The sequence below is a fragment of the Sphingobium sp. WCS2017Hpa-17 genome (assembly GCF_031843765.1).
GTDB lineage: Bacteria > Pseudomonadota > Alphaproteobacteria > Sphingomonadales > Sphingomonadaceae > Sphingobium.
This window is the reverse complement of record NZ_JAVTIV010000005.1, coordinates 1-21,443: the sequence shown is the minus strand read 5'-3', so window position 1 is coordinate 21,443 and position 21,443 is coordinate 1. Positions and strand designations below refer to the sequence as shown.

The following is a 21,443-nucleotide window of genomic DNA, read 5'->3' as shown; positions in this document are numbered from 1 at the left end:
GTATTTCCCCTGGGGATGGGCCGAAACGCTTGAATATCCTGACCCGACAGGAACGTTCCGGCGATGCAAACGGGAAAACGGGCGACGCGTCCGCCGCCCGCATGTCATGCAGCGCTGCGTTTAGACGCGGCGACGCTTGGACGGACGCACGCCATTGTGCGGGATCGGCGTGACGTCGCGGATCGAGGTGATGTGGAAACCGACGGCCTGAAGGGCGCGCAGGGCTGATTCACGGCCCGAACCCGGACCCTTGACTTCGACTTCCAGGGTACGGACGCCATGTTCCGCAGCCTTGCGGCCGGCGTCTTCGGCGCACACCTGAGCGGCGTACGGGGTCGACTTGCGGCTGCCCTTGAAGCCCATCATGCCGGCCGAGGACCAGGAAATCGCGTTGCCCTGGGCGTCGGTGATGGTCACCATGGTGTTGTTGAAGCTGGCGTTGACGTGCGCGACGCCGGCCGAGATGTTCTTGCGTTCGCGGCGCTTAATGCGCTGGGGTTCGCGTGCCATTTTGCTCTATCCTACTGAAATCGTTTGAAAGCAGAAGTCGTCGGAGGGTCATGCCGAAGCATCGACCCTCAACGATTACTTCTTCTTGCCGGCGATCGGCTTTGCCTTGCCCTTGCGGGTGCGCGCATTGGTGTGCGTGCGCTGGCCGCGGACCGGCAGGCCCTTGCGATGACGCAGGCCGCGATAGCAGGCCAGATCCATCAGGCGCTTGATGTTCATCGCGGTGTCGCGACGCAGATCGCCTTCAACGGTCAGGTCGGCGTCGATCGTTTCGCGGATCTGGAGCACTTCGGCGTCCGAAAGATCCTGCACGCGACGGCTGTGGTCGATGCCCAGCTTGTCGGCGATATCGACGGCCGTCTTGCGACCGATGCCGTGAATGTAGGTGAGCGCGATGATCACGCGCTTGTTGGTCGGGATGTTGACACCCGCAATACGTGCCATGGTATTAGTTTCTCCTGCTCCACAGGGCCGGCTTGCGCCATCCCTATCTCAAAGCGTCAAACCGGATTTCCCTGGCGAGGAAAAGCGGCCAATTACAACACCCCCAGACGCACAAAAGACGGCCAGTGCCAAAAGCACCGCCGCTCGCCGCATGTAGGGGAAGGGGGCCTTTAGCGATTCGGCGGAAAAGTGTCAATTGCCGTGCGGCCGGACGCAGCGACTTGGCGCTTTGCCCTTTTCGGGTTGAGCGGGGGCACGGGGTCCGGCATGGAAGGGGGATGCGTGTCCTCCCCTGCTTCGTCGCTGTCCTCCCCTCGCTGGTGCTGCTGGCGTCCTGCGTCGGTCCCGGCTCCGGTCCGGCGCGTCCGGTTCCCGCGCCGACGCCTGCGCCCACACCCGGCCCAGCCCGACCGGCTCCGGCCTCGGTGCCGCCGGCTCAGCCCGCCCCGGTGGCGACGGAGTGGCAATATCGTCCCGCGACGCCGGGCAACTGGAGCTATCGTGCAGAGGCGGCTGGGGCCGTGGCGGTGTTCGGGCCGAGCGCGGCCGATGTGCGTCTGACGCTGCGATGCGACCGGGCGAGCCGGCGGGTGAGTCTCGCGCGAGCGGGAGCAGGCAGTGCGAGCGCGATCGTCGTGCGCACCAGCTATGGCGCGACCAGCTGGCCGGCGACGGCGTCCAGCGGCGCGGTCCCGCAGATCGTCGCTTTCCGCGCGGCATCCGATACGGTGCTGGACCAGATCGCCTATAGCCGGGGCAAGTTCGCGGTGGAGGTGGCCGGGCAGGAGGCGCTGATCGTGCCGGCCTGGGCCGAAGTGTCGCGCGTGATCGAGGATTGCCGGGGCTGATCGGTGCGGCGCGTTTCGGGCTGAAGCGCGGACGCGAAAGTATGATTCGAAAAAAGAAAATTACAAGTCTTGATCCTGTCCCTCGTCTGATTCACAGTCCATCTCGTGGCCGATCAGAGGTTACAAGCGAAGTCGGTCACGCGGGCTTCAACATAGCGAAAGGAGGTGATCCGATGTCTCATGGTTCAGCAATGGGGTCGGTTCAGTCCATTCGGGAAACGCGCCGCTGAGCGACGCCTTCAGCGTCGACCCTTCACCTGCGGGTACAAAGAGCGCCGACACACAGGCCGTGTCTGCGGGTGAGCGATAGCGCGACCAACGTTTTCCTTCTGGCGGTGCTTCCGGCCGCTGACCATGTCAATGATGGGCCGTCGGGGCGCAAGCGCCCGGCGGCCCCTCTCATGTGTGGCCCCTCTTATGCGTGGGGTGTGGCGGCGATGGGTGGTTTCAGACCGTCCTCTGTGTCGTCATGCCAGCGAATGCTGGCACCCCGCTAGTGCCTGATTTTCCCCCCTTGAAGAAAAGAGAGATCCCAGCCTTCGCTGGGATGACGGAGTTGGGTGGAGAGCGGGATGGCGGCAAAAGGCAGATTTGCGTTGTGCTTGACTTAGAAGAGTTTCACTTCGAGTGCATATTTTGACAGATGATGATCAATCCGGGCAGCGCGCAGCAGCAACGATAGCCCATCAATGTCTTGCTCATGCTCCCATTGACGGAAGACACCCATATCATAAGGCTCTTCGGTAAAAGTCCGGGGTATAATGATATGGGCAAGGTTGTCCTTGTAATAAAATGGCTGCCCCCAAGTCCCTCCATCCGACACAGAAATCTCACCTAACTCGGCTTCTAACGGTAGTTCGCCAGTCCAATATCCCGCATCTCGCGCAAGGCGACCATAGGTAGTCCATGAGCACCAAGATCGACGCCGTGGACTGCCGTTCTCGTCACTACACTCCCCTAATGTCGTTTTCATCGGACGCTCCAAATATCGCGTAGCGGTGAGAAGAAAGAAACGTAGATCGACCATGTTCACCTCGAAGCGGATAATGCCGGCATACTCGCCGAGCTATAGAAAGGCGTCCGCTTCTTGTCATCACGACTAGGCGATTAAGCGACCGCAAATGGTCGGTAGCGGACTTGTCCCTTCCTTTGATCTTCAACCGTCATCCCAGCGAAGGCTGGGATCTCAGGCAGGCGCACACTGCATTGACGGATAGCGCAAACCGGCCAGCCTCCTTCTATTGTCGCCTGAGACCCCAGCCTTCGCTGGAGTGACGGCTATGGGGCAGGTCAAAATGACCACCGGACGTCAGTCATTGGTCGTTTGCCGTCGTACCTTCTAACAAAAGGCGGGCCTGCGTGTGCGCTCGCAGGCCCGCCGGGCATGATGCGGTCCGGAACCGGCGGAGGGGTCGCCGATTCCGCTCCTTCGCGGTTTTTACGATGGCAGGCGGGATGGTCGATCCGGCGCGCCATCGCGCCTACCCCCGCATCGTGCCTGTCTCGATATAGCGCTGGTGCCAGGCGAGCGCTTCGCCCGGCAGCATCGGCGATTGCAGGCCGAAACTGCCCTTCATCGCGCGGGCATAATAGTCCGCCAGCATCGGCCGGTAATCGGGATGGGCGCAGCGGGCGATGATCTGCTCCGCGCGCTGGCGCGGGGCGAGGCCGCGCAGGTCGGCAATACCCTGTTCGGTGACGATCACCTGCACATCCTGATTGATATGATCGACATGGCTGCAATGCGGCACGATGGCGGAAATCTTGCCGCCCTTGGCGGTCGACGGGGTCATGAAGATCGACAGATAGGCGTTGCGGGCAAAGTCGCCCGATCCGCCGATGCCGTTCTGAATGCGCGATCCCATCAAATGGGTGCTGTTGACGTTGCCGTAGATGTCCGCCTCGATCAGGCCGTTCATCGCGATGCAGCCGAGGCGCCGGACCAGTTCGGGATGATTGCTGATTTCCTGCGGGCGCAGCAGCATCTTGTCGCGATAGCGGCCCATATCGGCGTTCAGGCGCGTGGCGGCTTCGGGGCTGAGCGAGAAGGCGGTGGCGCTCGCCATGCGCAGCTTGCCCGAATCCAGCAGGTCCAGCATTCCGTCCTGAATCACCTCCGTATAGGCGACCATGTCGTGGAAGGGTGCGTCGATCAGGCCGGTGAGCACCGCATTGGCGATATTGCCGACGCCCGATTGCAGCGGCAGGAGCGAGGCGGGCAGGCGGCCGTGGCGCACTTCATGGCTGAGGAAATCGAGCAGATGGCCGGCGATCGCATGGGCGGTCGCGTCGGGCGGGGAGAAGGGGGCGTTGCGGTCCGGCGCGTCGGTTTCCACCACGGCTATCACTTTGGCCGGGTCGCAGCGGAAGGTCGGCTGGCCGATGCGCTGGTCGGCGCAGACCAGCGGGATGGGCTGGCGATGGGGCGGCAGGGCGGTGCCGTAATAGATATCGTGCATCCCCTCCAACGCAGGGTTCTGCCAGCGATTGACCTCCAGGATCACGCCCTTGGCCCGGTCGATCCAGGTCTTGTTGTTGCCGACCGAGGCGGAGGGGATGAGGTCGCCATCGGCGGTGATGCCGGTGACTTCCACGACGGCGACGTCGAGATCGCCGAGGAAGCCCTGCCATGCCATTGGCGCGACCTGGCTGAGGTGCATGTCGAAATAATGCATCTGCCCGGCGTTGATGCGTTCGCGGGCGATGGGGTCGCTATTATAGGGCAGGCGATATTCGATGCCGTCCGCCTTCGCCAGCGCGCCGTCCAGTTCCGGGCCGGTGGACGCGCCGGTCCAGATCTTCACACGAAAGGGATCGCCGGCGGCATGGGCGGCGGTGATGCGGTCGGCCAGCGCCAGCGGCACCGCCTTGGGATAACCGGAGCCGGTAAAGCCGCTCATGCCCACGGTCATGCCGTCGTGAATCAGCGCGGCGGCCTCTGCGGCGGTCCGGCTTTTGGCGGCCAGTCCGGCGTGGGCGATACGGCTTGCAGTCATCCTCTCATCCTCCTTCGCCCGCTTCGAAGGGCGTGGGATGCAGGTGTGGCCTTTTGGTGCCGGGGACAATAAGGATTGGCCGCACAAATTCTGTGCGTGAGTCGTGTAAATGTCTGATCTGTTGATCGCCTTGCGAACATTTATCCGGCTGGTCGAGGTGCCCAGTTTTTCGCGCGTGGCCAAGGAAGTCCATGCCAGCCACACGACGATCGCCCGGCGGCTGGATCTGGTGGAGGCGCATTTCGGCGTCCGCCTGTTCCATCGCACCACGCGGCGGCTGGTGCCGACCGCCGATGCGGATCAATTGCTGGCCCATGCCCGCACGATGCTCGATGCGCTGGATCTGGCGGAGGCGGATTTCGGGCCGGAGCGCGACCAGCCGCACGGGCTGGTGCGGATCGGCCTGACGACTGCGCTCGGCCTCTATTATGTCGAGCGGCTGGGCGAACTGGGGCGGTGCTATCCGGGATTGCAGATCGACTGCGCGATGACCGACTGGCAGCGGGACGTGGTGGAGGATCGGCTCGACCTGGCGGTGCGCGTCGGGCCGATCGGCGACGATAGTCTGGTTGCGCATCCGCTGGGGCGGCTGGCGCGGCGGCTGGTGGCGCATCCCGACTATCTGGCCGCGCATGGTGTGCCGGCGTCGGCCGACGCGCTGACGACGCATCAGTGCATCGCCTATGCCTATGGCGACATGCCCGCGCGCTGGACGATCGACGGGCGCGAGCGGCTGGTGAAGGGGCTGGTCCGGTCGGACAATAGCGAGGCGGTGCATCGCGCGGCGCTAAGCGGGCTTGGCATCGCGCTGCTGCCGGCGATCCGGGTGGCCGGAGACATGGAGGCGGGGCGACTGGTGCCGGTCCTGCCCGACAGCGCCATCGCCCCACTCGACATTTTTGCGGTCCACCCCTCGCGTCGCCGCCTGCCGCCGCGCGCCCGGATCGTGCTGGACTTCATCAAGGCGCATTTCCCGGCCTGAGCCGCCAATCCGGACTTGCGTTCATCGCGCCGTCTTGATCCTCTGCCATCATTGTCCCTTATCGTGAAGGAGCATCGACATGTCCCGCGTCCGTTTGCTTGCCTTGATATCGTGCCTTTTGGCTCCGCCCGCTCTGGCCGAGACACCGCCCGATGTTCGCGATCTGGTCGGCGCGAAGGGGGCGGGCGGTGAGACGCAATTGCAGGCGCGGGGCTATCGTTTCGTGCGTGTGCAAAGCGGTGACGATCGCAAATGGAGCTATTGGTGGCATGCCGAGCGGCATCAATGCCTGAGCGTGGTGACCTTCGACGGCCGATATCAGTCCATCGTCGCTACGTCCGCGCCGGATTGCGGGGAGGCGGCGTCGACGCATCAGGGCGGCGGCTATCATCCTGACCTCGGCCATGCAGGCGCGCAGATGCAGCAGGGCGCGCCGAGCATGGTCGCGACGGGGGACGGCGCGGCGATGGTCGATGGCCGCGCGGTCGACCTCGGGCTGGTCTGTTTCGGCGATGGCCAGCGCCCGACCGTCGCGAACAATCCCGGCTGGACCTGGGATCATGATCGCAAACGCTATGTCTATGACAATCGCGTCGAACTGTCGGCGCAGCAGTTCGATGCGTCGGTGATGCTGCAATTCTGGCCGGGCGGCGGGCGGATCAAACTGCCGCGCAAGCTGGTGCCGCCGATTCATTCGCGCGGGAGCGAGGATGGCTGGTGGGACATCTATAATGTCGCGATGCAGCCGGACCGGATCAGCGGCGAATATCGGCTGAATGGCCTGAATAAGCCGCGCCTGACGGTCGATCGGGTGAGCGGCAGGGTCAGCATCGTCGGGACCGGCGATTATGGGTTTCGCGGGATGTGCGACACGGTGGACGCGGCGGCGCATCGCCGCTTCTGACGCCGGCCGGGCGGAGGGGCGTGATCCTCCGCCCGGTCGAGCCTAGCGTTCCGCGCCCTTGGCCTTCCCCCAGGCGCGCGCGGCGGTATAGCCCAGATAGCCGGTGCCGAAGAGCGCATAGAGCGGTTCGGGCAGGGCGTTCAGATAAGCGCGCATGCCGGCGGTGATCGCTGCCGCCATGTCCGGTCGTACCCCCGCGATTAGCCCCATCGGCAGCGACCAGAGCAGCAGCGCATACATGACGTAGAGGAAGGCGGGGCGTGCCCGCTGCGTCCACATGTCGGTCAGTTCGGCGTCGCCATCGGGTTGTTGCATCGCCATGCCTCCCTTAACCGATGCGGTTGGCGAGCCAGCCATAGAGAAAGGCTTCGTTGGCCGGACGCTGCTCCGCCAGTGCGACATAGCGCTCGCCTTGCAACGCTTCGAGCGCCTTGAGCAGCACCTTGTCCCCGGCGGCCCCGCGCACGGCACGGAAGGCAGCCAGCGCGGCGAGCGTGCGCGCGCCGACCTGCCGGTCGACCTTGAGATCGGGATAATCCTGCTGGTTGCGATTGAGCGCATTGAGCGCGCGCTGGAGAAAGCCGGTCGCGGTCGCGACGCCCATATTGACGCCGGTATCGAACAGTTCCGCCGCGATCGGTCCGCTCATTTCGGCGATGAAGGCATAGCCCGGCCGCTCCCAGTACAGGCGGCGGTAGATCGCCTCTGCAACGCTGCGCGGCAAGGCTTTCATGTAGCCGATATAGCCATTGGCGCGGGCGACACTGAGCGTGATGCCCATATTGGTGGGGCCGCCGCGATCGGCGGGATGATCGCTATAGCCGCCTTCGCGGGCGATGACCTCGTCGATCAGGTCGTGAATGTCCATGGAACGCCTCCTGTGTGGGAAAGAGGCGAATCATTTATCCTATATGGTTCGTTGTAGGACAGGGGAATATCGGATGGCGGTGACGTACATCATTTGCGCGGCTTGCGACGGTCCTGCTTGGGAGCGACGGCCATATGCCGTTTCATCCAGCGCTGGATGTGTGTCAGGCCGAGGCGCAGAACCACCAGCAGGATGGCGCCCAGGGCTGCCCCGGTCATCATGTACATCACATTGTCCTTCCCGCTATCTTCGGATCAAGCGATGAGAGACAATCGTCGTTCCGATGTTGCAAGGCAAGGCCCTGTCCAACGCAAGGTCCGGGGTAACAGGGGACGGTGTCTGTGGTTGGCTGGTTTCATGGCTGCTGCATGACACCTCCCGCGCCTGCGGTCGGGATATTTTCCTGCGTCCGTCCTTGCGGCAGTCGCTATTTCGGAAAATCTTGGTCGGGACGAGAGGATTCGAACCTCCGACCCCCACACCCCCAGTGTGATGCGCTACCAGGCTGCGCTACGTCCCGACCGGAGGGCGCCCAATAGGGGGCGGAAAAGAAAAGCGCAAGCGTTCAATCGCAGAAGTTTGTGCGCTTTGTCTCAATCCCTAATCATATTGCCTCTTGCCCCCCATCTATGTTAGCCGCCCGCCCTTGATCCGTGCGTGCCGAACCGGCGTGCGCGACCGACAGACAACAAGGCAGTCCCACCCATGTTCATTACCCCAGCCTTTGCCCAGACCGCGGGCGGGCAAGCCTCCGGCGCCGGAATCCTGGTGCAGATGGCGCCGCTGGTCCTGATCTTCGTCGTCTTCTATTTCCTGCTGATCCGTCCGCAGCAAAAGAAGATGAAGGAGCATAAGGCCAAGATCGACGCCGTGAAGAAGGGCGATCAGGTTATCACCGGTGGCGGCCTGGTCGGCAAGGTCGTGCGCGTGGACGAGATTTACGCCGATATCGAGCTGGCGCCGGGCATGAAGGTCAAGGCGGTCAAGTCGACCCTGACCGAAGTGATCGACCCGACCGCCGCCAAGCCTGCGAACGACTGAGCCGCTCCATGCTGAACTTCTCGCGCTGGGCGATCGCCGCGATCATCCTGCCGCTGGCGATCGGCGTGCTGTGCGCCATCCCCAGCTTCCTGCCCGACGCCACCGTCGCGCAGCTCCCCCGTTTCATGCAGACGCGCGTGAATCTGGGCCTCGATCTGTCGGGCGGCAGCCATCTGCTGCTCGAAGCGTCGACCCAGGATGTCGCCAAGCAGCGCCTGACGAATATGGAGGAGCAGGTGCGCACCGAACTGCGCCGGGGCGATCCCAAGATCGCGATCGGCGACATTTCGAGCCGCGACGGGAAGCTCAGCTTCATGGTCCGTGAGCCGTCTCAGGTAGATGCCGCCGTCGAGCGCATCCGCCCGCTGACGCAGGGCGCGGGCCTGACCGGCCAGCGCGACTTCAATGTCGAAGTCGTCAACAGTTCCACCATCGTCATCACCCCCACCGACGCCGGCATCAAGAGCGCGGTGAAGAGCGCGATGGAAGTCGCGACCGAAGTGATCCGCAAGCGCATCGACGAAATGGGCACGCGCGAGCCGACGATCCAGCAGCAGGGCGACAATCGCATCGTCGTGCAGGTGCCGGGCTTGCAGAATCCCAAGGCGCTGAAGGATCTGCTGGGCCAGACCGCCAAGCTGGAATTCAAGCTGGTCGACACGACCGCCAATCCGTCCGAAGTGGCGCAGGGCCGTGCGCCGGTGGGCAGCGAAGTGCTGCCCTATGCCGCCAACCCGAGCGGCGTGCCGGTGATCGCGGTGAAGCGGCAGGTGATGGTGTCGGGCGAGGATCTGACCGACGCCACGCAGGGATATGACCAGAGCAATCAGGCGATCGTCAACATCCGCTTCAACAGCGCGGGTGGCCGTCGTTTCGGGCAGGTGACGTCGCAAAATGTCAACCGCCCCTTCGCCATCATCCTGGATGGCAAGGTGCTGTCGGCGCCGAACATCAACGAACCGATTCTGGGCGGCAGCGCGCAGATCAGCGGCAGCTTCACCGTCGAAAGCGCCAACCAGCTCGCCATCGCGCTGCGGTCGGGCAAGCTGCCGGTCGCACTGACCGTGGTCGAAGAACGCACCGTCGGGCCGGGCCTGGGCGCCGACTCGATCCGCGCCGGCCTGATCGCTTCCGTAGTCGCGGTGGTCGCGGTCGCCGCCTTCATGTTCGTCAGCTATGGCCGGTTCGGCATGTATGCCAATCTGGCCGTCGCCATCAACGTACTGGTGATTCTGGGCGTGATGGGCATATTGGGCGCCACGCTGACCCTGCCGGGCATTGCCGGTTTCGTGTTGACCATCGGTACGGCCGTGGACGCCAACGTGCTGATCTACGAGCGCATCCGTGAAGAGCGGCGACGCGGGCGCAATGTCGTCGCGGCGATCGAACATGGTTACAAGGAAGCCAGCCGCACCATTTTCGAGGCGAACGTGACCCACGCCATCGCAGGCGGCATCATGCTCGCGCTGGGCTCCGGCCCGGTGAAGGGCTTTGCCATCGTGCTGCTGATCGGTATCGCGACCAGCGTGTTCACCGCCGTCACCTTCACCCGCGTCATCGTCGCGAACTGGGTGCGCCGCACCCGTCCGACGGACATCCATATTTAAGAGGGGCGGGAGGATACACCCATGAAACTTCTCAAGCTCGTCCCCGACAATACCAATATCGGCTTCGTCGCCGTACGGAAATGGGCCTTTGCCCTGACCGCGCTGCTGACGGTGCTGGCGGTCGGCGCCACTGCCCACAAGGGCCTCAATCTGGGCGTCGATTTCGTCGGCGGCCTGATGATCGAGGCGAAATTCCCGCAGGCGGTGGAAACCGACAAGGTGCGGTCCACCATCGGGTCGCTGGGCGTGGGCGAAAGCTCGCTCCAGCAGTTCGGCGATCCCAAGACGGTGCAGATCCGCCTGCCGCTCCCCGAACAGGGCGGGGCCGGTGCGGCCAACGCGGTGGTCGAAAAGACCCGCAAGGCGATGACCGCCCAGTTCCCCGGCGTCACCTTCTCCCGTTACGACACGGTGTCGGGCAAGGTGTCGGGTGAGCTGATCCAGAATGGCGTGCTGGCGGTCGTGCTGGCGATCCTGGGCATCGCGGTGTTCAGCTGGTTCCGCTACGAATGGCAGTTCGGCGTGTCGACCTTCGTCGCGATCGTCCACGACGTGTTGATGACGTTGGGCTTCTTCGCCATCACTCAGCTGGAATTCGATCTCAACATCATCGCCGCCGTGCTGACGATCGTGGGCTATTCGATCAACGACAAGATGGTGATCGACGACCGTATCCGCGAGAATATGCGCAAATATCGCAAGATGGACATGAAGGCGCTGATCGACCTGTCCGTCAACGAAACGCTGCCGCGCACGGTGATGACGTCGGTGACGATCCTGCTGGCGCTGGGGTCGCTGCTGCTGCTGGGTGGCCATGTGCTGCGCGGCTTTACCGCGGCCATGATGCTGGGCATCATCGTCGGTACATACTCGTCGGTCTATGTGTCGTCCTCGCTGCTGATTTCGCTGGGCCTCAGCCCGCAGACGTCGGAGAAGAAGGCGGCCAAGAAGGGCGATTATGCCGGTACCGCCGAACGCGTCGGACCCCGTGATGACGGGGCCAAGCCCTGAGCGATTCGGGCATCAAGCTCCGCCGCGACGATAGCGGGCAGGGGCCGATCGTCACCGGCTTTCAGGGCCGGGGCTTCCGGGTGCGCGACGATGTGTTCCCGGATGGCTTGCTCCTCAGTCCGGTGCGGGCACTGGCCTGGGCCGATGCGCCGGCATCGGTCGATGCATTGACGGTGGAGGCGCTGGGCGACCTGTTCGGCACCGATCCGCGGCCGGAATTCTTGCTGCTGGGGACTGGTGCGGGGCTGCGCCAGCCGCAGCGTTCTTTCGTCCGCGCGGTCGAGGCGCTGGGCTTGGGCGTGGAGGCGATGGACAGCCGCGCCGCCGCCCGCGCCTGGGGCGTGCTGCGCGCCGAGGAGCGGCAGATCGTGGCGGCGTTGCTGCCGTTATAAGGCGTCGGGCAGGGGAGTCTTGCCCTCTCGCCCTGCTTTGGCCCATGTTGCCCCCTTGCTGAACCCAAGGGGGCTTTTTCATGGCATTTCACCGTCCCGGCGCCGCGCTGATCGCTGCGCTGCTCGTCACCACCAGCGCGCATGCCGCGACCCCGGATGCGCAGGCGCGCGGGGACGAGCCGGCCTTCCGTGCGCTTTACAAGGAACTAGTCGAAACTGACTCAAGCTGGCCGGACGGGAGTTGCACGGTCGCGGCGGAGCGGATGGGCGTGCGGCTCAAGGCGGCGGGCTATGCCGATGCGGATGTGGCGGTGGTGGTCGATCCGGCCCATCCAAAAGAAGGCAATCTGACCGCCATATTGCGCGGCAGTAATGCCAGGCTGCCGGCCGTCCTGCTGCTGGCCCATATCGACGTGGTCGCGGCCAAGCGCAGCGACTGGGAGCGCGACCCCTTCACCCTGATCGAGGAGGGCGGCTATTTTTATGGGCGCGGTACGTCCGATGACAAGGCGATGGCGGCGGCCTTCACCGACCAGATGATCCGCTACAAGACGGAGGGCTATAAGCCCAAGCGCACGATCAAGCTGGCGCTGACCTGTGGCGAGGAGACGGAGAAGGCGTTGAACGGCGTCGAATATCTGCTGAAGAATCGGCCCGATGCTTTGAAGGCCGGATGGGCGCTGAACGAGGGCGGCGGCGGGTCGCTGGACGAGACGGGCAAGCCAGTCAGCCAGGGGGTGCAGGCGGGAGAGAAGGTCTATCAGGACTTCACCCTGACCGCGACGGCACCGGGCGGTCATAGCTCGCGCCAGACGCCGCATGTCAATGCGATCGGCTGGATGGCGGCGGCGCTCGCGCGGATCAACGATTATGATTTCCCGGTCAACCTGACCCCGGCGGCCAAAGCCTATTTCGGGGCGTCGGCGCCGCTCTATCCGGCCAAGGTATCGGCGGCGATGGCGGCGATCGGTACGGGCAAGGCCACGCCAGCGGATTATGCGGCGGTGTCGGCGGAGAGCGCGAGCTGGAACGCGACGCTGCGCACCACCTGCATCCCGACGCTCATTAGCGGCGGCCATGCGCCCAATGCGCAGCCGCAGTCGGTGACCGCCAACGTCAATTGCCGGATCATCCCCGGCGAGAGTGTGGACGCCGTGCTGGCGCGCCTAAGCGAAGTGGCGGCCGATCCGAAAGTGAAGGTGACGCTGGCCGATCCGCCGCAACCCAAATCCTCCGCGCCCGCACTGACGCCGCAGATCATGGGGCCGATCGAAGCGCTGACGAAGGAGATGTGGCCGGGCGTGCCGGTGATCCCGCGCCTCGCCACCGGGGCGACCGACGGGCGCTTCACCAATGCGGCGGGCATCCCGACCTATGGCGTGTCGGGCATGTTTGCCGATCCGGACGGGCAGGGCGTCCATGGCCTCAATGAACGCATCCGCGTCAAGTCGCTGCTGGACGGGCGCGCGTTCCTCTACCGGCTGGTGAAGCTCTATACGCAGTGAGGCGTTTTGGATGGGAATGGTACGTCAACCCTTCCTCCGTTCGGGCTGAGCCTGTCGCAGCCCCTTCCTCTCTGTGAGCTTGGAAAGAAAGGGACGGCCCCCTTCGACTGACTGCTTGCAGCAGTCGCTCAGGACAGGCTTCGACAGGCTCAGGGTGAACGGACCTTATGCAAGTCCTATCTGCCGCCTTCCATTGGATTCGGGATATCATCCGCCCCCAACGAAAAAGGGCCGCCCGATCGGGCGGCCCTTTCCTTTCGGCTGGGAGCCGGAAATCAGAAGCGGAACTTCACGCCCGCGCGATAGCTCTGATATTTGACGTCGTTGCGCCAGACGGTCGTGTCGGCCGACAGGGTCAGGTCGATCGAACCGGTGGTCAGCGTCAGGCCACCACCGACTTCGCCCCAATTCTTGTCCTGCCCGCCCAGCGCGAAGGGCGCCATGCTGCCGGTGCCGCCGACCAGATTGGCCAGGAACCAGCCCGGCTGGTCGTTGAATTCATGGACGAAGTTGGCGGTCAGATAAGGCCGGAAGCCGCCCGTGTTGGACTTGACCGTGGCGCCCAGGCGCCCCTGCGCGCTGCGGATGGCATGGCGCTTGATGACCAAAGCCGCGTCGCCGCCATATTCGGCCAGATTGCCCGAGCTGATATAGGCGCCGCGGATCGACGCGCGGGGCACGATGCTGAAGGCGTCGCTGCCCAGCGCCTTGCTGAGGCCCAGTTCACCTGACAGTGCCAGTTCCTGGTCGCCGGCATAGAGGGTGTAGGGGTTCACGCCGACCGCAAAGGAACGGCGCGACCGGGTGGCCAGCGTGCCGGCGCTGCCGACCGCATCCAGCTTGATCCCGCCCAGATCGAAGGCGCCATAGACAGTGCCCTGATAGAGGCGCGCGCGCGCCCAGTCATTGGCGCCGGTATTGCCTTTCAGCTCGCTGAAGGAGGCGGCGAGGCCGATCACGCCATTGTCGCCGAACGCTTTTTCGACGCCGATCGCGGCATACCAGCCGTCGAACTGGTCGTTGCCCAAGGGCACGGCGGTGCGCATCGGCGCCGATTTGCCGTCGATATAACCGCCGGCCAGGAAGGCGCTCATATCGTCAGGCAGCACGCCTTCGCGAGTCGTGGTGTCGCTGTTGCCGCTCTGGTCCATGCCCAGGTCGATATTGTTCAGGCTGGCGGCGGCGAGCTGGATTGGCTGACCGGTCATGGTCAGCGTGCCGCCGAGCGCACCGGCGTCCAGCTTGGTCAGGCGATCGCGGTAGAAGCGCGCCATATTGTCGTTCAGCACTTCGGCCATCGACGTCTTGAGCGTTTCGGTGCGCGGGGCCATCCCCTCGAACGTCGCCTGGATGCCGGCCACGCTCAGCAGATCCGCCTCGCCATAGAGATTGGCGTAATTGGCATAGAGGCTGCGATTCTGGTCGAGCAGTTTGGCGAAACTGGTCTGGTTCGGCGATGCGCCGTTGACCACGTCGGCATAGAGGCCGGCGTCGATCCGCACGCTGACGCTGTTGTCGCCATAGATCAGCACCGGCTTCAGGATCGCCGACAGCTGCGCCGGGGCGGTGAAGGTGCCGTCGACGCCGCCTTCGGCCGTCACGAACGTATATTGGTTGCCATAGCGGACCTTGGTGCCGGCGGTGGCGCCGAACACCACCTGGCCGCCGACTGCGGCGATGCCGTCGATCGGGTCGCCGACCGCGAGCAGCGAAACATCGCCATCGGCCTGCGCTGCGGTGATGGCCGCCGCGCTGCGCTGGGCCTGATCCTGATCCTCGCCGCTACCTTCGCCACCGGTCGGCGGGGTTTCGACTTCGCCTTCGCCATCATCCTCGACGAAACGGGTGGCCTTGACCGCCAGCACGTCCGACACGCCATTGGCGCCCAGGTCGATATGCAGCGTGCTGCCGGAGGTGAGGATCGCATTGCCCTCGATGCTCAGCGTGCCGATCGTGCCGATGCCGCCGGGCGCGATGGTGCCCAGCACATTGGTGAAATAGGGCGCGCGCACCGTGCCTTTGCCCGACAACAGGCCGGTCATCAGGAAATAGTCGCCGGGGGTCGTGACGCTGCCGTCGACATTCACCACACCGGCCAGATGGGAAATGTCCATCAGGCTGGTCAGCGATCCGTCGGCGGTGACGTCCAGCGTGGCGCCGGTGCCTGAAATGGTGAAGCGATCGACGGTGGCGTCGATGTCCAGCGTGGTCTTGCCAGCGGCGTTCAACGTTACGTCATAATAGCGGCCGACGACGCCCGCCGAGGCGACCGGGTCGATATTGTCGGGGACGAAGCCGGTCGCGCCGGGCAGGCCGTTGGCCAGCGTCGGGCTGGGCAGGGCCTGGGTGGTGACGTCGCCGTCATCCTCATCCCCTTCGGCTTGCGCTTCGAGGATGGTGCCGTCGGCGAGTGAGGCGCTGGTGGCATTGGGGCTGCGCTCGGCGATTTCCACCTTGCCCTTGTTGTTGGACACGGTGGTGGTGCCGGATGCCGTCGTCGTGGCGGCCGGGGTGGCGCTGTCGCCGCCTTCCTCGACGGCGACGCCGTTCACATAGAGCGTGCCGGTGGCGACATCATAGCAGATGCCGTCGGGCTGGTAGCAGAGCTGGCCGAACTTCTGGGCGCTGTCCTCGCCAAAGGCGCCCGCGCCCGCCGTGGTCGGCACGCCGTTCACCAGCTGGCCGCTGCTGTCGATGATCCGGTAATTGGGGTCGAGCGCGGTGACCCAGTGGTCGGCATCGCTCCATTTGCCGTCGCCCGCGCGATTGGTGGCATAGCGATAGGGGTTGTTCTCCGCGATCCAGTCCCAGAAGAGATAGAGCGGCTGGTAGAAGGACGAGCCGCCATAGGAGCTGGCCGGCTGGTCGAGGAAATAGCGGCTGCCGCCCGACAGGACGCCGATCACCGTCTTTTCATCGAACGCCTGATCCAGGATCAGCGGACCGCCCGAATCGCCGCCGGCGGTGGCGCCTTCATTGGGCAGGGCGTCATCCTTGAACAGGTTGAAGTCGAAGGGGTTTTCGCGCGTCGGATCGTCGAAATCGGTATGATAGAGATTCTGCGTGTAACCGCCCCCACCGCCGAACAGGAAAGTGTCGACGTCATCCAGCGAGCCCAGCAGGCCAAGGAAATTTTCGGCCGTCTTGCGGCGGAAGTCGATGCCATAGCTGTTGCCGGTCGAGCCGCTGCCGCTGCGGCCATAGCCGGTGAGCGTCACATGATAGCCGGTGCCGGTCGTCTCGCTGATCGAGGAGGGGGCGGGCAAGGCGGAGAAAAGGACGGTCCAGGTCGGCACATCGGCGGCCGGCGTGTCCAGCGTGGCCATGGCGACGTCGCCATACAGGAAGCTGAGTGCCGGCGGATCGAGCGAGTCCGGATGATAGGCGATGTTGTTGACATTGTAGACGCTGAGCGCCGTGTTGGTCGTATAATTGTTCGACAGCCAGTCAATCAGGCCGGGCCGCGCATCCGCCTCGAACGCGAAGGCCACGGGCACGCCGCCATTGACGGTGCTGTAGTCAGTCGTGGCGCGGTCGTTGACGCAGTGCGCCGCGAAGATGACGGTACGCGGATTGATCAGCGTGCCAGTGCAGACGAACCCATCGTCCCGATACATGATGCCGACGCCGTTGACGCCGCTGTCGAGAATATCCTGGGGAGTCTTGTCGTCGGCCGGCACGACGGCCTGTGCAGCAGGTGCGATGCTGAGAGCGGCGACGGCGGCGGAAGCGAGAAGGGCGGTACGTCCGGCACGCGCCAACAGGCGCACGCCATTCTTGCGAATGTGCATGTTAAAAACTCCCCAAAGACCGAGGGGGAGGCTAACCAACTGTATTGTGCAAGACAATCAGTCGCAGGAAGAAAGTCGGCACTTGTTTCAAAAAGGTCACAATGATGACTGATTTATCCCATATTAAACCGTTACTAACGATGATTGTCATTCATTATCCAATCGTAATGAAATTGACCGTCCGCTTCTGAGTGCGTCACCGCGGCGGCTGTCGCGTCGATCCGTCTGCTGATCGGCGGGTCGCTTGCGCATTGCGGCATATCTCCCTAAGCATGGAATCAAGTTCCGGCTCCGTTTTGGGGGCTGGCGAGTGCAGAAGTGAGTTACGGCATGGTGCAGCAGAGCCGCCCATCGCCGCAGAGTTCCGGCCCGACCGGCCGTTATGCGGGCAAGCGCGCCCGTTCCGGTCCGGGCGATGGGAGCAAGGCTGCGGCCATTCCGCCCCCGCCGATGCAGCGGGGCTTTTCGCCCCATGGCGCGCGTGATCGCAAATCCTATGCCGCGATCGACCTGGGGACCAATAATTGCCGGTTGCTGATCGCCAAGCCGTCCGCCGATGGCTTTATCGTGGTGGACGCCTTTTCGCGGATCGTCCGGTTGGGCGAAGGGCTGGCCGCCACTGGCCGGATCAGCGACGCGGCGATCGACAGGGCCATCGCCGCGCTGTCCGTCTGTGCCGACAAGCTGCGCCGTCGCCATGTCACGCTGGCGCGGTCGGTCGCGACCGAGGCCTGCCGTCGTGCATCCAACGGCGCGGAGTTCATCCAGCGCGTCTACAGGGAAACCGGCATCGCGCTCGACATCATCAGCGCGCAGGAAGAGGCGCGGCTGGCGGTGCTGGGCTGCCATGCGCTGCTGGAGCCGGGCGACGGGCCGGCGTTGATCTTCGACATTGGTGGTGGTTCGACCGAACTGGTATTGGTCGATTCGCACGGCACGACCGGTGCGCCGCGCATTGTCGATTGGGTCAGCGCGCCCTGGGGCGTCGTGTCGCTGACGGAGAGCGAGGCGTTCGACCACGGCAATGCTGCTGATCGGCTGGCGGCTTATGAACGGATGCGCGCGCGCGTGGCTGAAGCTTTTTCGCCGCTGGCCCGGCGCCTGCCTAAGCAAGCGGAAGGCATCCGCCTGCTCGGCACCTCGGGCACGGTGACGACGCTGGCGAGCCTGCATCTGGGGCTGCCCCGTTATGACCGGCAGGCGATCGACGGGCTGATCGTGCCATGCGAATCGATGCGCGCGATTTCCGATCGGCTGTCCGGCATGGGTCTGGCGGAACGGCAGAAGCTGCCCTGCATCGGCACCGAGCGCGCCGATCTGGTGGTGGCGGGCTGCGCCATTTTGGAATCGATCCTCGATATCTGGCCGGCCGAGCGCCTGGGCGTCGCCGACCGGGGTATTCGTGAAGGCATTTTACGCGGGCTGATGGACCGCGACGGGAGAGTGATGTGAGAGGGTCTGGTGTCGGCAAGGTGCGGGTCAAGACCGCCAAGGGCCGTACGGCGCAATCGGTGCGCTGGCTGGAGCGGCATCTGAACGATCCCTATGTCCGCAAGGCGAAGGCGGAAGGCTGGCGCAGCCGCGCCGCGTTCAAGCTGATCGAACTGGACGAGAAATTCCATTTCGTGAAGGGATCGAAGGCGGTCGTGGACCTGGGCGTCGCGCCGGGCGGCTGGGCGCAGGTCGTTCGGAAAATGGCGCCGAAGGCCGCCGTGGTAGGCATCGACCTGCTGCCGGTCGATCCGCTGCCGGGCGTCACCCTGTTCGAAATGGACTTCATGGACGACAAGGCGCCGGGCCTGCTGCGCGATGCGCTGGGGCAGGAGCCGGACCTCATCATTTCCGACATGGCGGCCAATACGGTCGGCCATGCCGCGACCGACCATCTGCGCACCATGGGGCTGGTCGAGGCGGCAGCCTGGTTCGCGGTGGAAAATCTGCGCAAGGGCGGCACCTTCGTCGCCAAGGTGTTCGCGGGGGGCACGGACGGCGAACTGCTGGTCCTGCTCAAGAAGAATTTCACGACGATCAAGCACGCAAAGCCGCCGGCCAGCCGCAAGGGCAGCGTCGAATGGTATGTCGTGGCACAGGGGTTCAAGGGACGGCCGGACGAAGGGGTCGATCCGACCTGATAAGAGCATAGCGGGGGGCATTTGGTCGCAACGGTTTCGACGGTCGCCTATCTGGGGCTGGAGGCGCGCGCCGTGGAGGTGCAGTGTCAGCTGGTCCCCGGCCTCCCCAACTTCATTCTGGTCGGCCTGCCCGACAAGGCGGTGGCCGAAAGCCGCGAGCGGGTGCGCAACGCCATCGCCGCTATCGGCCTGTCGCTGCCGCCCAAGCGCATTACGGTGAACCTGTCCCCGGCCGACCTGCCCAAGGAAGGATCGCATTTCGACCTTCCCATTGCGCTGGCCCTGCTGGGGGCGATGGGCGTGATCGATGCAGAAATGCTGTCAGGCTATGTGGTGGTCGGCGAACTGGGGCTGGACGGGCGGACTGCGCCATCGCCCGGCGTGCTGCTGGCCGCGCTCCATGCCGGCGAACAGGAAAAGGGGCTGGTCTGCCCGGTGGCGCAGGGGGCAGAAGCGGCCTGGGCGGGCGAGGTGGAAGTGGTCGCCGCGCCGGACCTGCTCAGCCTGCTCAACCATTTCAAGGGCACATCCGCGCTGTCGCCGCCGCAGCCCGGTACGGTCGATGCGCCGGTGCGCACGGCGGATCTCAAGCAAGTGAAGGGGCAGGAAGTCGCCAAGCGTGCGCTGGAGATTGCGGCGGCGGGTGGTCATAATCTGCTGATGGTCGGACCGCCGGGCGCGGGCAAGTCGCTGATGGCGAGTTGCCTGCCGGGCATCCTTCCCGACATGACGCCGTCCGAGGCGCTGGAAAGCTCGATGGTGGCGAGCGTCGCCGGGACACTGGAGGGCGGACGGATCAGCCGGGCGCGCCCGTTTCGCAATCCGCATCATAGTGCGTCGATGGCGGCGCTGGTCGGCGGAGGCCTGAAGGCGCGGCCGGGCGAGGTGTCGATGGCGCATCTGGGCGTGCTGTTCCTGGACGAACTGCCGGAATTTCAGCGCACGGTGCTGGATTCGCTGCGCCAGCCGCTGGAAACGGGCGAAGTGACGGTGGCGCGGGCCAATGCGCATGTGACCTTTCCCGCGCGGGTGCAGCTGATCGCGGCGATGAACCCCTGCCGTTGCGGGCATCTGGGTGATCCGGCGCTGGCCTGTTCGCGCGCGCCGCGCTGCGCGGCGGATTATCAGGCCAAGGTGTCGGGGCCGCTGCTCGATCGCATCGACCTGCATGTCGAGGTGCAGGCGGTGACGGCCGCCGATCTGGTGCTGCCGCCGCCCGCCGAAGGATCGGCCGAGGTGGCGGCGCGCGTCGCGGCGGCACGCAGCGTGCAGACGGCGCGCTATGCCGGGAGCAGGACACGCACCAACGCCGAGGTGGATGGCGAACGGCTGGAGGAAGTGGCCGGGCCGGACGAGGCGGGGCGGCACTTGCTGGCGCAGGCCGCCGCCGCGATGAAACTGTCGGCGCGGGGTTATACGCGGGTGCTGCGCGTGGCCCGCACGATCGCCGATCTGGCCGGCGTCGAGCAGGTCGGGCGCGTGCATGTGGCGGAGGCGCTGAGTTATCGGCGCCGGGCGCCGGTGAATTGAAAATGCATTTCCAAAATCGCGTTGCGGCATCGAGGTAGAATGACGATTACGGCGCGCCTGAATATCGGCGAGAGCCTCGGCGATCGCGTGATGAAAGTCGATCATGCTGGTGAGCATGGCGCCGTCTGCATCTATCGTGTTCAAAAATGGTTCGCGCGATGGCGAGCGCCGGACATGGTCGGCGACCTCGATCATTTTATCGCGCATGAGCGCGGGCATCGCGCGTTATTCGGCCAGGAATTGTTACGTCGTGGGCAGCGCCGATGCCGCAGCTACCTATGGTGTGGCCTGGGTGGCTTCGTTCTTGGCGCCATTACCGGATTGGCAGGACGTCATGCGATTGCCGCGACGACGGTAGCGATCGAAAGGGTCGTTCTGACGCACATGTATGAACAGATTGAGGCGCTGGCGGGAATCGATCAGGAAGCAGTCGCCATTTTGCGGCACATCATACTTGAAGAGCAGGAGCATCATGATGTTTCGCTTGCCAGTATGAATCCGCATGGCTTCTGGCGAAGACTGCTGGAGCCAGTTGTCGGATTATCCACGCATGCGGTGATCTGGCTAGGGATGAATTTGCGAAATCGCTGATGGCAATTCCGGCGAAGGCTCGGTGCGCGTGCTTCGACAGGCTCAGCACGAACGGATGTGGTGGCTGGACGCCTTCAGGGTGCCGGTTTGACGCTGAGTAGCGTGCAGATGCCGATCAGGAGGCCGCTGATCGCGAAGCCGAGCAGGAAACGGCGGATGTCGGGCCAGAAGTCGGGACGTTCCATAGCGCACCTCTTCCCCTTGGGATGATGGCGCGGGGATAGGAACGCGGCAGACAGGTTGCCAGTGACAAATATGGTTAGAGGCGGGGGGGGGGGGGGGGGGGGGGGG

At 64.7% G+C, this 21,443-nt stretch carries 20 protein-coding genes and 1 tRNA gene; 12 read left to right on the top strand and 9 right to left on the bottom strand.

From position 1 onward, the window contains the following. Window positions 1-120: 120 nt before the first annotated feature. Entirely contained in the window at window positions 121-510 is a 390-nt protein-coding gene (gene rpsK / locus RQH62_RS09995) for a 30S ribosomal protein S11 (RefSeq protein ID WP_004208752.1), read from the bottom strand. Between the two features lie 75 nt (window positions 511-585). After that, on the bottom strand, window positions 586-954 hold the full coding sequence (rpsM, locus tag RQH62_RS09990; RefSeq protein WP_120251014.1) for a 30S ribosomal protein S13: 369 nt from the start codon (window positions 952-954) through the stop codon (window positions 586-588). Between the two features lie 278 nt (window positions 955-1,232). Between rpsM and RQH62_RS09985 the strand changes: the two genes are divergently transcribed. Next, window positions 1,233-1,802 carry a hypothetical protein gene (locus RQH62_RS09985; protein ID WP_311268615.1) on the top strand — a complete coding sequence of 190 codons (570 nt, stop codon included), beginning with the start codon at window positions 1,233-1,235 and terminating at the stop codon, window positions 1,800-1,802. A gap of 607 nt (window positions 1,803-2,409) precedes the next feature. Here the strand turns inward: RQH62_RS09985 and RQH62_RS09980 are convergent. Both RQH62_RS09980 and RQH62_RS09975 read right to left on the bottom strand, forming a co-directional pair. Continuing rightward, on the bottom strand, window positions 2,410-2,835 hold the full coding sequence (locus RQH62_RS09980) for a hypothetical protein (protein WP_311268614.1): 426 nt from the start codon (window positions 2,833-2,835) through the stop codon (window positions 2,410-2,412). A gap of 448 nt (window positions 2,836-3,283) precedes the next feature. Further along, window positions 3,284-4,798 (bottom strand): acetyl-CoA hydrolase/transferase family protein, encoded by a 1,515-nt coding sequence (locus tag RQH62_RS09975; RefSeq protein WP_311268613.1) that lies wholly within the window; start codon window positions 4,796-4,798, stop codon window positions 3,284-3,286. Between the two features lie 109 nt (window positions 4,799-4,907). Here RQH62_RS09975 and RQH62_RS09970 point away from each other — a divergent pair, with 109 nt between their 5' ends. Continuing rightward, window positions 4,908-5,780 (top strand): LysR family transcriptional regulator, encoded by an 873-nt coding sequence (locus RQH62_RS09970; protein WP_311268612.1) that lies wholly within the window; start codon window positions 4,908-4,910, stop codon window positions 5,778-5,780. Window positions 5,781-5,898: 118 nt separating this feature from the next. Further along, window positions 5,899-6,684 carry a hypothetical protein gene (locus RQH62_RS09965; RefSeq protein WP_311268611.1) on the top strand — a complete coding sequence of 262 codons (786 nt, stop codon included), beginning with the start codon at window positions 5,899-5,901 and terminating at the stop codon, window positions 6,682-6,684. A gap of 42 nt (window positions 6,685-6,726) precedes the next feature. Here the strand turns inward: RQH62_RS09965 and RQH62_RS09960 are convergent, their stop codons facing one another. From RQH62_RS09960 to RQH62_RS09945, 4 genes are all read right to left on the bottom strand, one after another. Then, a complete protein-coding gene (locus RQH62_RS09960; RefSeq protein ID WP_311268610.1) occupies window positions 6,727-7,005 on the bottom strand; it encodes a 3TM-type holin in 279 nt (92 codons plus the stop codon). 7 nt (window positions 7,006-7,012) lie between these two features. Beyond that, window positions 7,013-7,552 carry a glycosyl hydrolase 108 family protein gene (locus RQH62_RS09955; protein ID WP_311268609.1) on the bottom strand — a complete coding sequence of 180 codons (540 nt, stop codon included), beginning with the start codon at window positions 7,550-7,552 and terminating at the stop codon, window positions 7,013-7,015. Between the two features lie 89 nt (window positions 7,553-7,641). Then, window positions 7,642-7,779, bottom strand: coding sequence for a hypothetical protein (locus tag RQH62_RS09950; RefSeq protein ID WP_311268608.1), 138 nt, complete (start codon window positions 7,777-7,779; stop codon window positions 7,642-7,644). Between the two features lie 216 nt (window positions 7,780-7,995). After that, window positions 7,996-8,072 (bottom strand) — tRNA-Pro (locus RQH62_RS09945). 185 nt (window positions 8,073-8,257) lie between these two features. Between RQH62_RS09945 and yajC the strand changes: the two genes are divergently transcribed. From yajC to RQH62_RS09920, 5 genes are all read left to right on the top strand, one after another. Beyond that, window positions 8,258-8,593 (top strand): preprotein translocase subunit YajC, encoded by a 336-nt coding sequence (yajC, locus tag RQH62_RS09940; RefSeq protein WP_184269376.1) that lies wholly within the window; start codon window positions 8,258-8,260, stop codon window positions 8,591-8,593. An 8-nt stretch (window positions 8,594-8,601) separates the two neighbouring features. Further along, window positions 8,602-10,200 (top strand): protein translocase subunit SecD, encoded by a 1,599-nt coding sequence (gene secD, locus RQH62_RS09935; RefSeq protein ID WP_311268607.1) that lies wholly within the window; start codon window positions 8,602-8,604, stop codon window positions 10,198-10,200. 21 nt (window positions 10,201-10,221) lie between these two features. Next, entirely contained in the window at window positions 10,222-11,211 is a 990-nt protein-coding gene (secF, locus tag RQH62_RS09930; protein WP_311268606.1) for a protein translocase subunit SecF, read from the top strand. A gap of 47 nt (window positions 11,212-11,258) precedes the next feature. Next, window positions 11,259-11,603: an Mth938-like domain-containing protein gene (locus RQH62_RS09925; RefSeq protein WP_311268796.1), complete on the top strand. Its 345-nt coding sequence runs from the start codon at window positions 11,259-11,261 to the stop codon at window positions 11,601-11,603. Between the two features lie 80 nt (window positions 11,604-11,683). Further along, window positions 11,684-13,108, top strand: a complete 1,425-nt coding sequence (locus RQH62_RS09920) for a M20/M25/M40 family metallo-hydrolase (protein ID WP_311268605.1) — start codon at window positions 11,684-11,686, stop codon at window positions 13,106-13,108. A 275-nt stretch (window positions 13,109-13,383) separates the two neighbouring features. Here the strand turns inward: RQH62_RS09920 and RQH62_RS09915 are convergent, their stop codons facing one another. Beyond that, window positions 13,384-16,899 (bottom strand): autotransporter domain-containing protein, encoded by a 3,516-nt coding sequence (locus RQH62_RS09915; RefSeq protein WP_311268604.1) that lies wholly within the window; start codon window positions 16,897-16,899, stop codon window positions 13,384-13,386. A 330-nt stretch (window positions 16,900-17,229) separates the two neighbouring features. Between RQH62_RS09915 and RQH62_RS09910 the strand changes: the two genes are divergently transcribed. The 4 genes from RQH62_RS09910 to RQH62_RS09895 are packed head-to-tail and all read left to right on the top strand — an operon-like array spanning window position 17,230 to window position 21,152. Next, a complete protein-coding gene (locus tag RQH62_RS09910) occupies window positions 17,230-18,351 on the top strand; it encodes a Ppx/GppA phosphatase family protein (RefSeq protein WP_311268603.1) in 1,122 nt (373 codons plus the stop codon). After that, complete coding sequence (locus tag RQH62_RS09905) at window positions 18,348-19,031, top strand: RlmE family RNA methyltransferase (protein ID WP_311268602.1); 684 nt, start codon at window positions 18,348-18,350, stop codon at window positions 19,029-19,031. The genes RQH62_RS09910 and RQH62_RS09905 overlap by 4 nt, the downstream gene beginning before the upstream one ends. 21 nt (window positions 19,032-19,052) lie before the next feature. Continuing rightward, window positions 19,053-20,561, top strand: coding sequence for a YifB family Mg chelatase-like AAA ATPase (locus tag RQH62_RS09900; protein ID WP_311268601.1), 1,509 nt, complete (start codon window positions 19,053-19,055; stop codon window positions 20,559-20,561). 39 nt (window positions 20,562-20,600) lie between these two features. Further along, entirely contained in the window at window positions 20,601-21,152 is a 552-nt protein-coding gene (locus tag RQH62_RS09895; RefSeq protein WP_311268600.1) for a demethoxyubiquinone hydroxylase family protein, read from the top strand. The last annotated feature ends 291 nt before the right edge of the window (window positions 21,153-21,443 follow it).

Excerpts from the sequence above, each read along its gene's own strand:
- secD (WP_311268607.1), top strand. The coding sequence starts at position 8,602 with ATGCTGAACTTCTCGCGCTGGGCGATCGCCGCGATCATCCTGCCGCTG.
- rpsM (WP_120251014.1), bottom strand. The coding sequence starts at position 954 with ATGGCACGTATTGCGGGTGTCAACATCCCGACCAACAAGCGCGTGATC.
- RQH62_RS09895 (WP_311268600.1), top strand. The coding sequence starts at position 20,601 with ATGACGATTACGGCGCGCCTGAATATCGGCGAGAGCCTCGGCGATCGC.
- rpsK (WP_004208752.1), bottom strand. The coding sequence starts at position 510 with ATGGCACGCGAACCCCAGCGCATTAAGCGCCGCGAACGCAAGAACATC.
- RQH62_RS09960 (WP_311268610.1), bottom strand. The coding sequence starts at position 7,005 with ATGGCGATGCAACAACCCGATGGCGACGCCGAACTGACCGACATGTGG.
- RQH62_RS09955 (WP_311268609.1), bottom strand. The coding sequence starts at position 7,552 with ATGGACATTCACGACCTGATCGACGAGGTCATCGCCCGCGAAGGCGGC.
- RQH62_RS09985 (WP_311268615.1), top strand. The coding sequence starts at position 1,233 with ATGCGTGTCCTCCCCTGCTTCGTCGCTGTCCTCCCCTCGCTGGTGCTG.
- RQH62_RS09950 (WP_311268608.1), bottom strand. The coding sequence starts at position 7,779 with ATGTACATGATGACCGGGGCAGCCCTGGGCGCCATCCTGCTGGTGGTT.
- RQH62_RS09920 (WP_311268605.1), top strand. The coding sequence starts at position 11,684 with ATGGCATTTCACCGTCCCGGCGCCGCGCTGATCGCTGCGCTGCTCGTC.
- RQH62_RS09910 (WP_311268603.1), top strand. The coding sequence starts at position 17,230 with ATGGTGCAGCAGAGCCGCCCATCGCCGCAGAGTTCCGGCCCGACCGGC.
- RQH62_RS09915 (WP_311268604.1), bottom strand. The coding sequence starts at position 16,899 with ATGCACATTCGCAAGAATGGCGTGCGCCTGTTGGCGCGTGCCGGACGT.
- RQH62_RS09970 (WP_311268612.1), top strand. The coding sequence starts at position 4,908 with ATGTCTGATCTGTTGATCGCCTTGCGAACATTTATCCGGCTGGTCGAG.
- yajC (WP_184269376.1), top strand. The coding sequence starts at position 8,258 with ATGTTCATTACCCCAGCCTTTGCCCAGACCGCGGGCGGGCAAGCCTCC.
- RQH62_RS09975 (WP_311268613.1), bottom strand. The coding sequence starts at position 4,798 with ATGACTGCAAGCCGTATCGCCCACGCCGGACTGGCCGCCAAAAGCCGG.
- secF (WP_311268606.1), top strand. The coding sequence starts at position 10,222 with ATGAAACTTCTCAAGCTCGTCCCCGACAATACCAATATCGGCTTCGTC.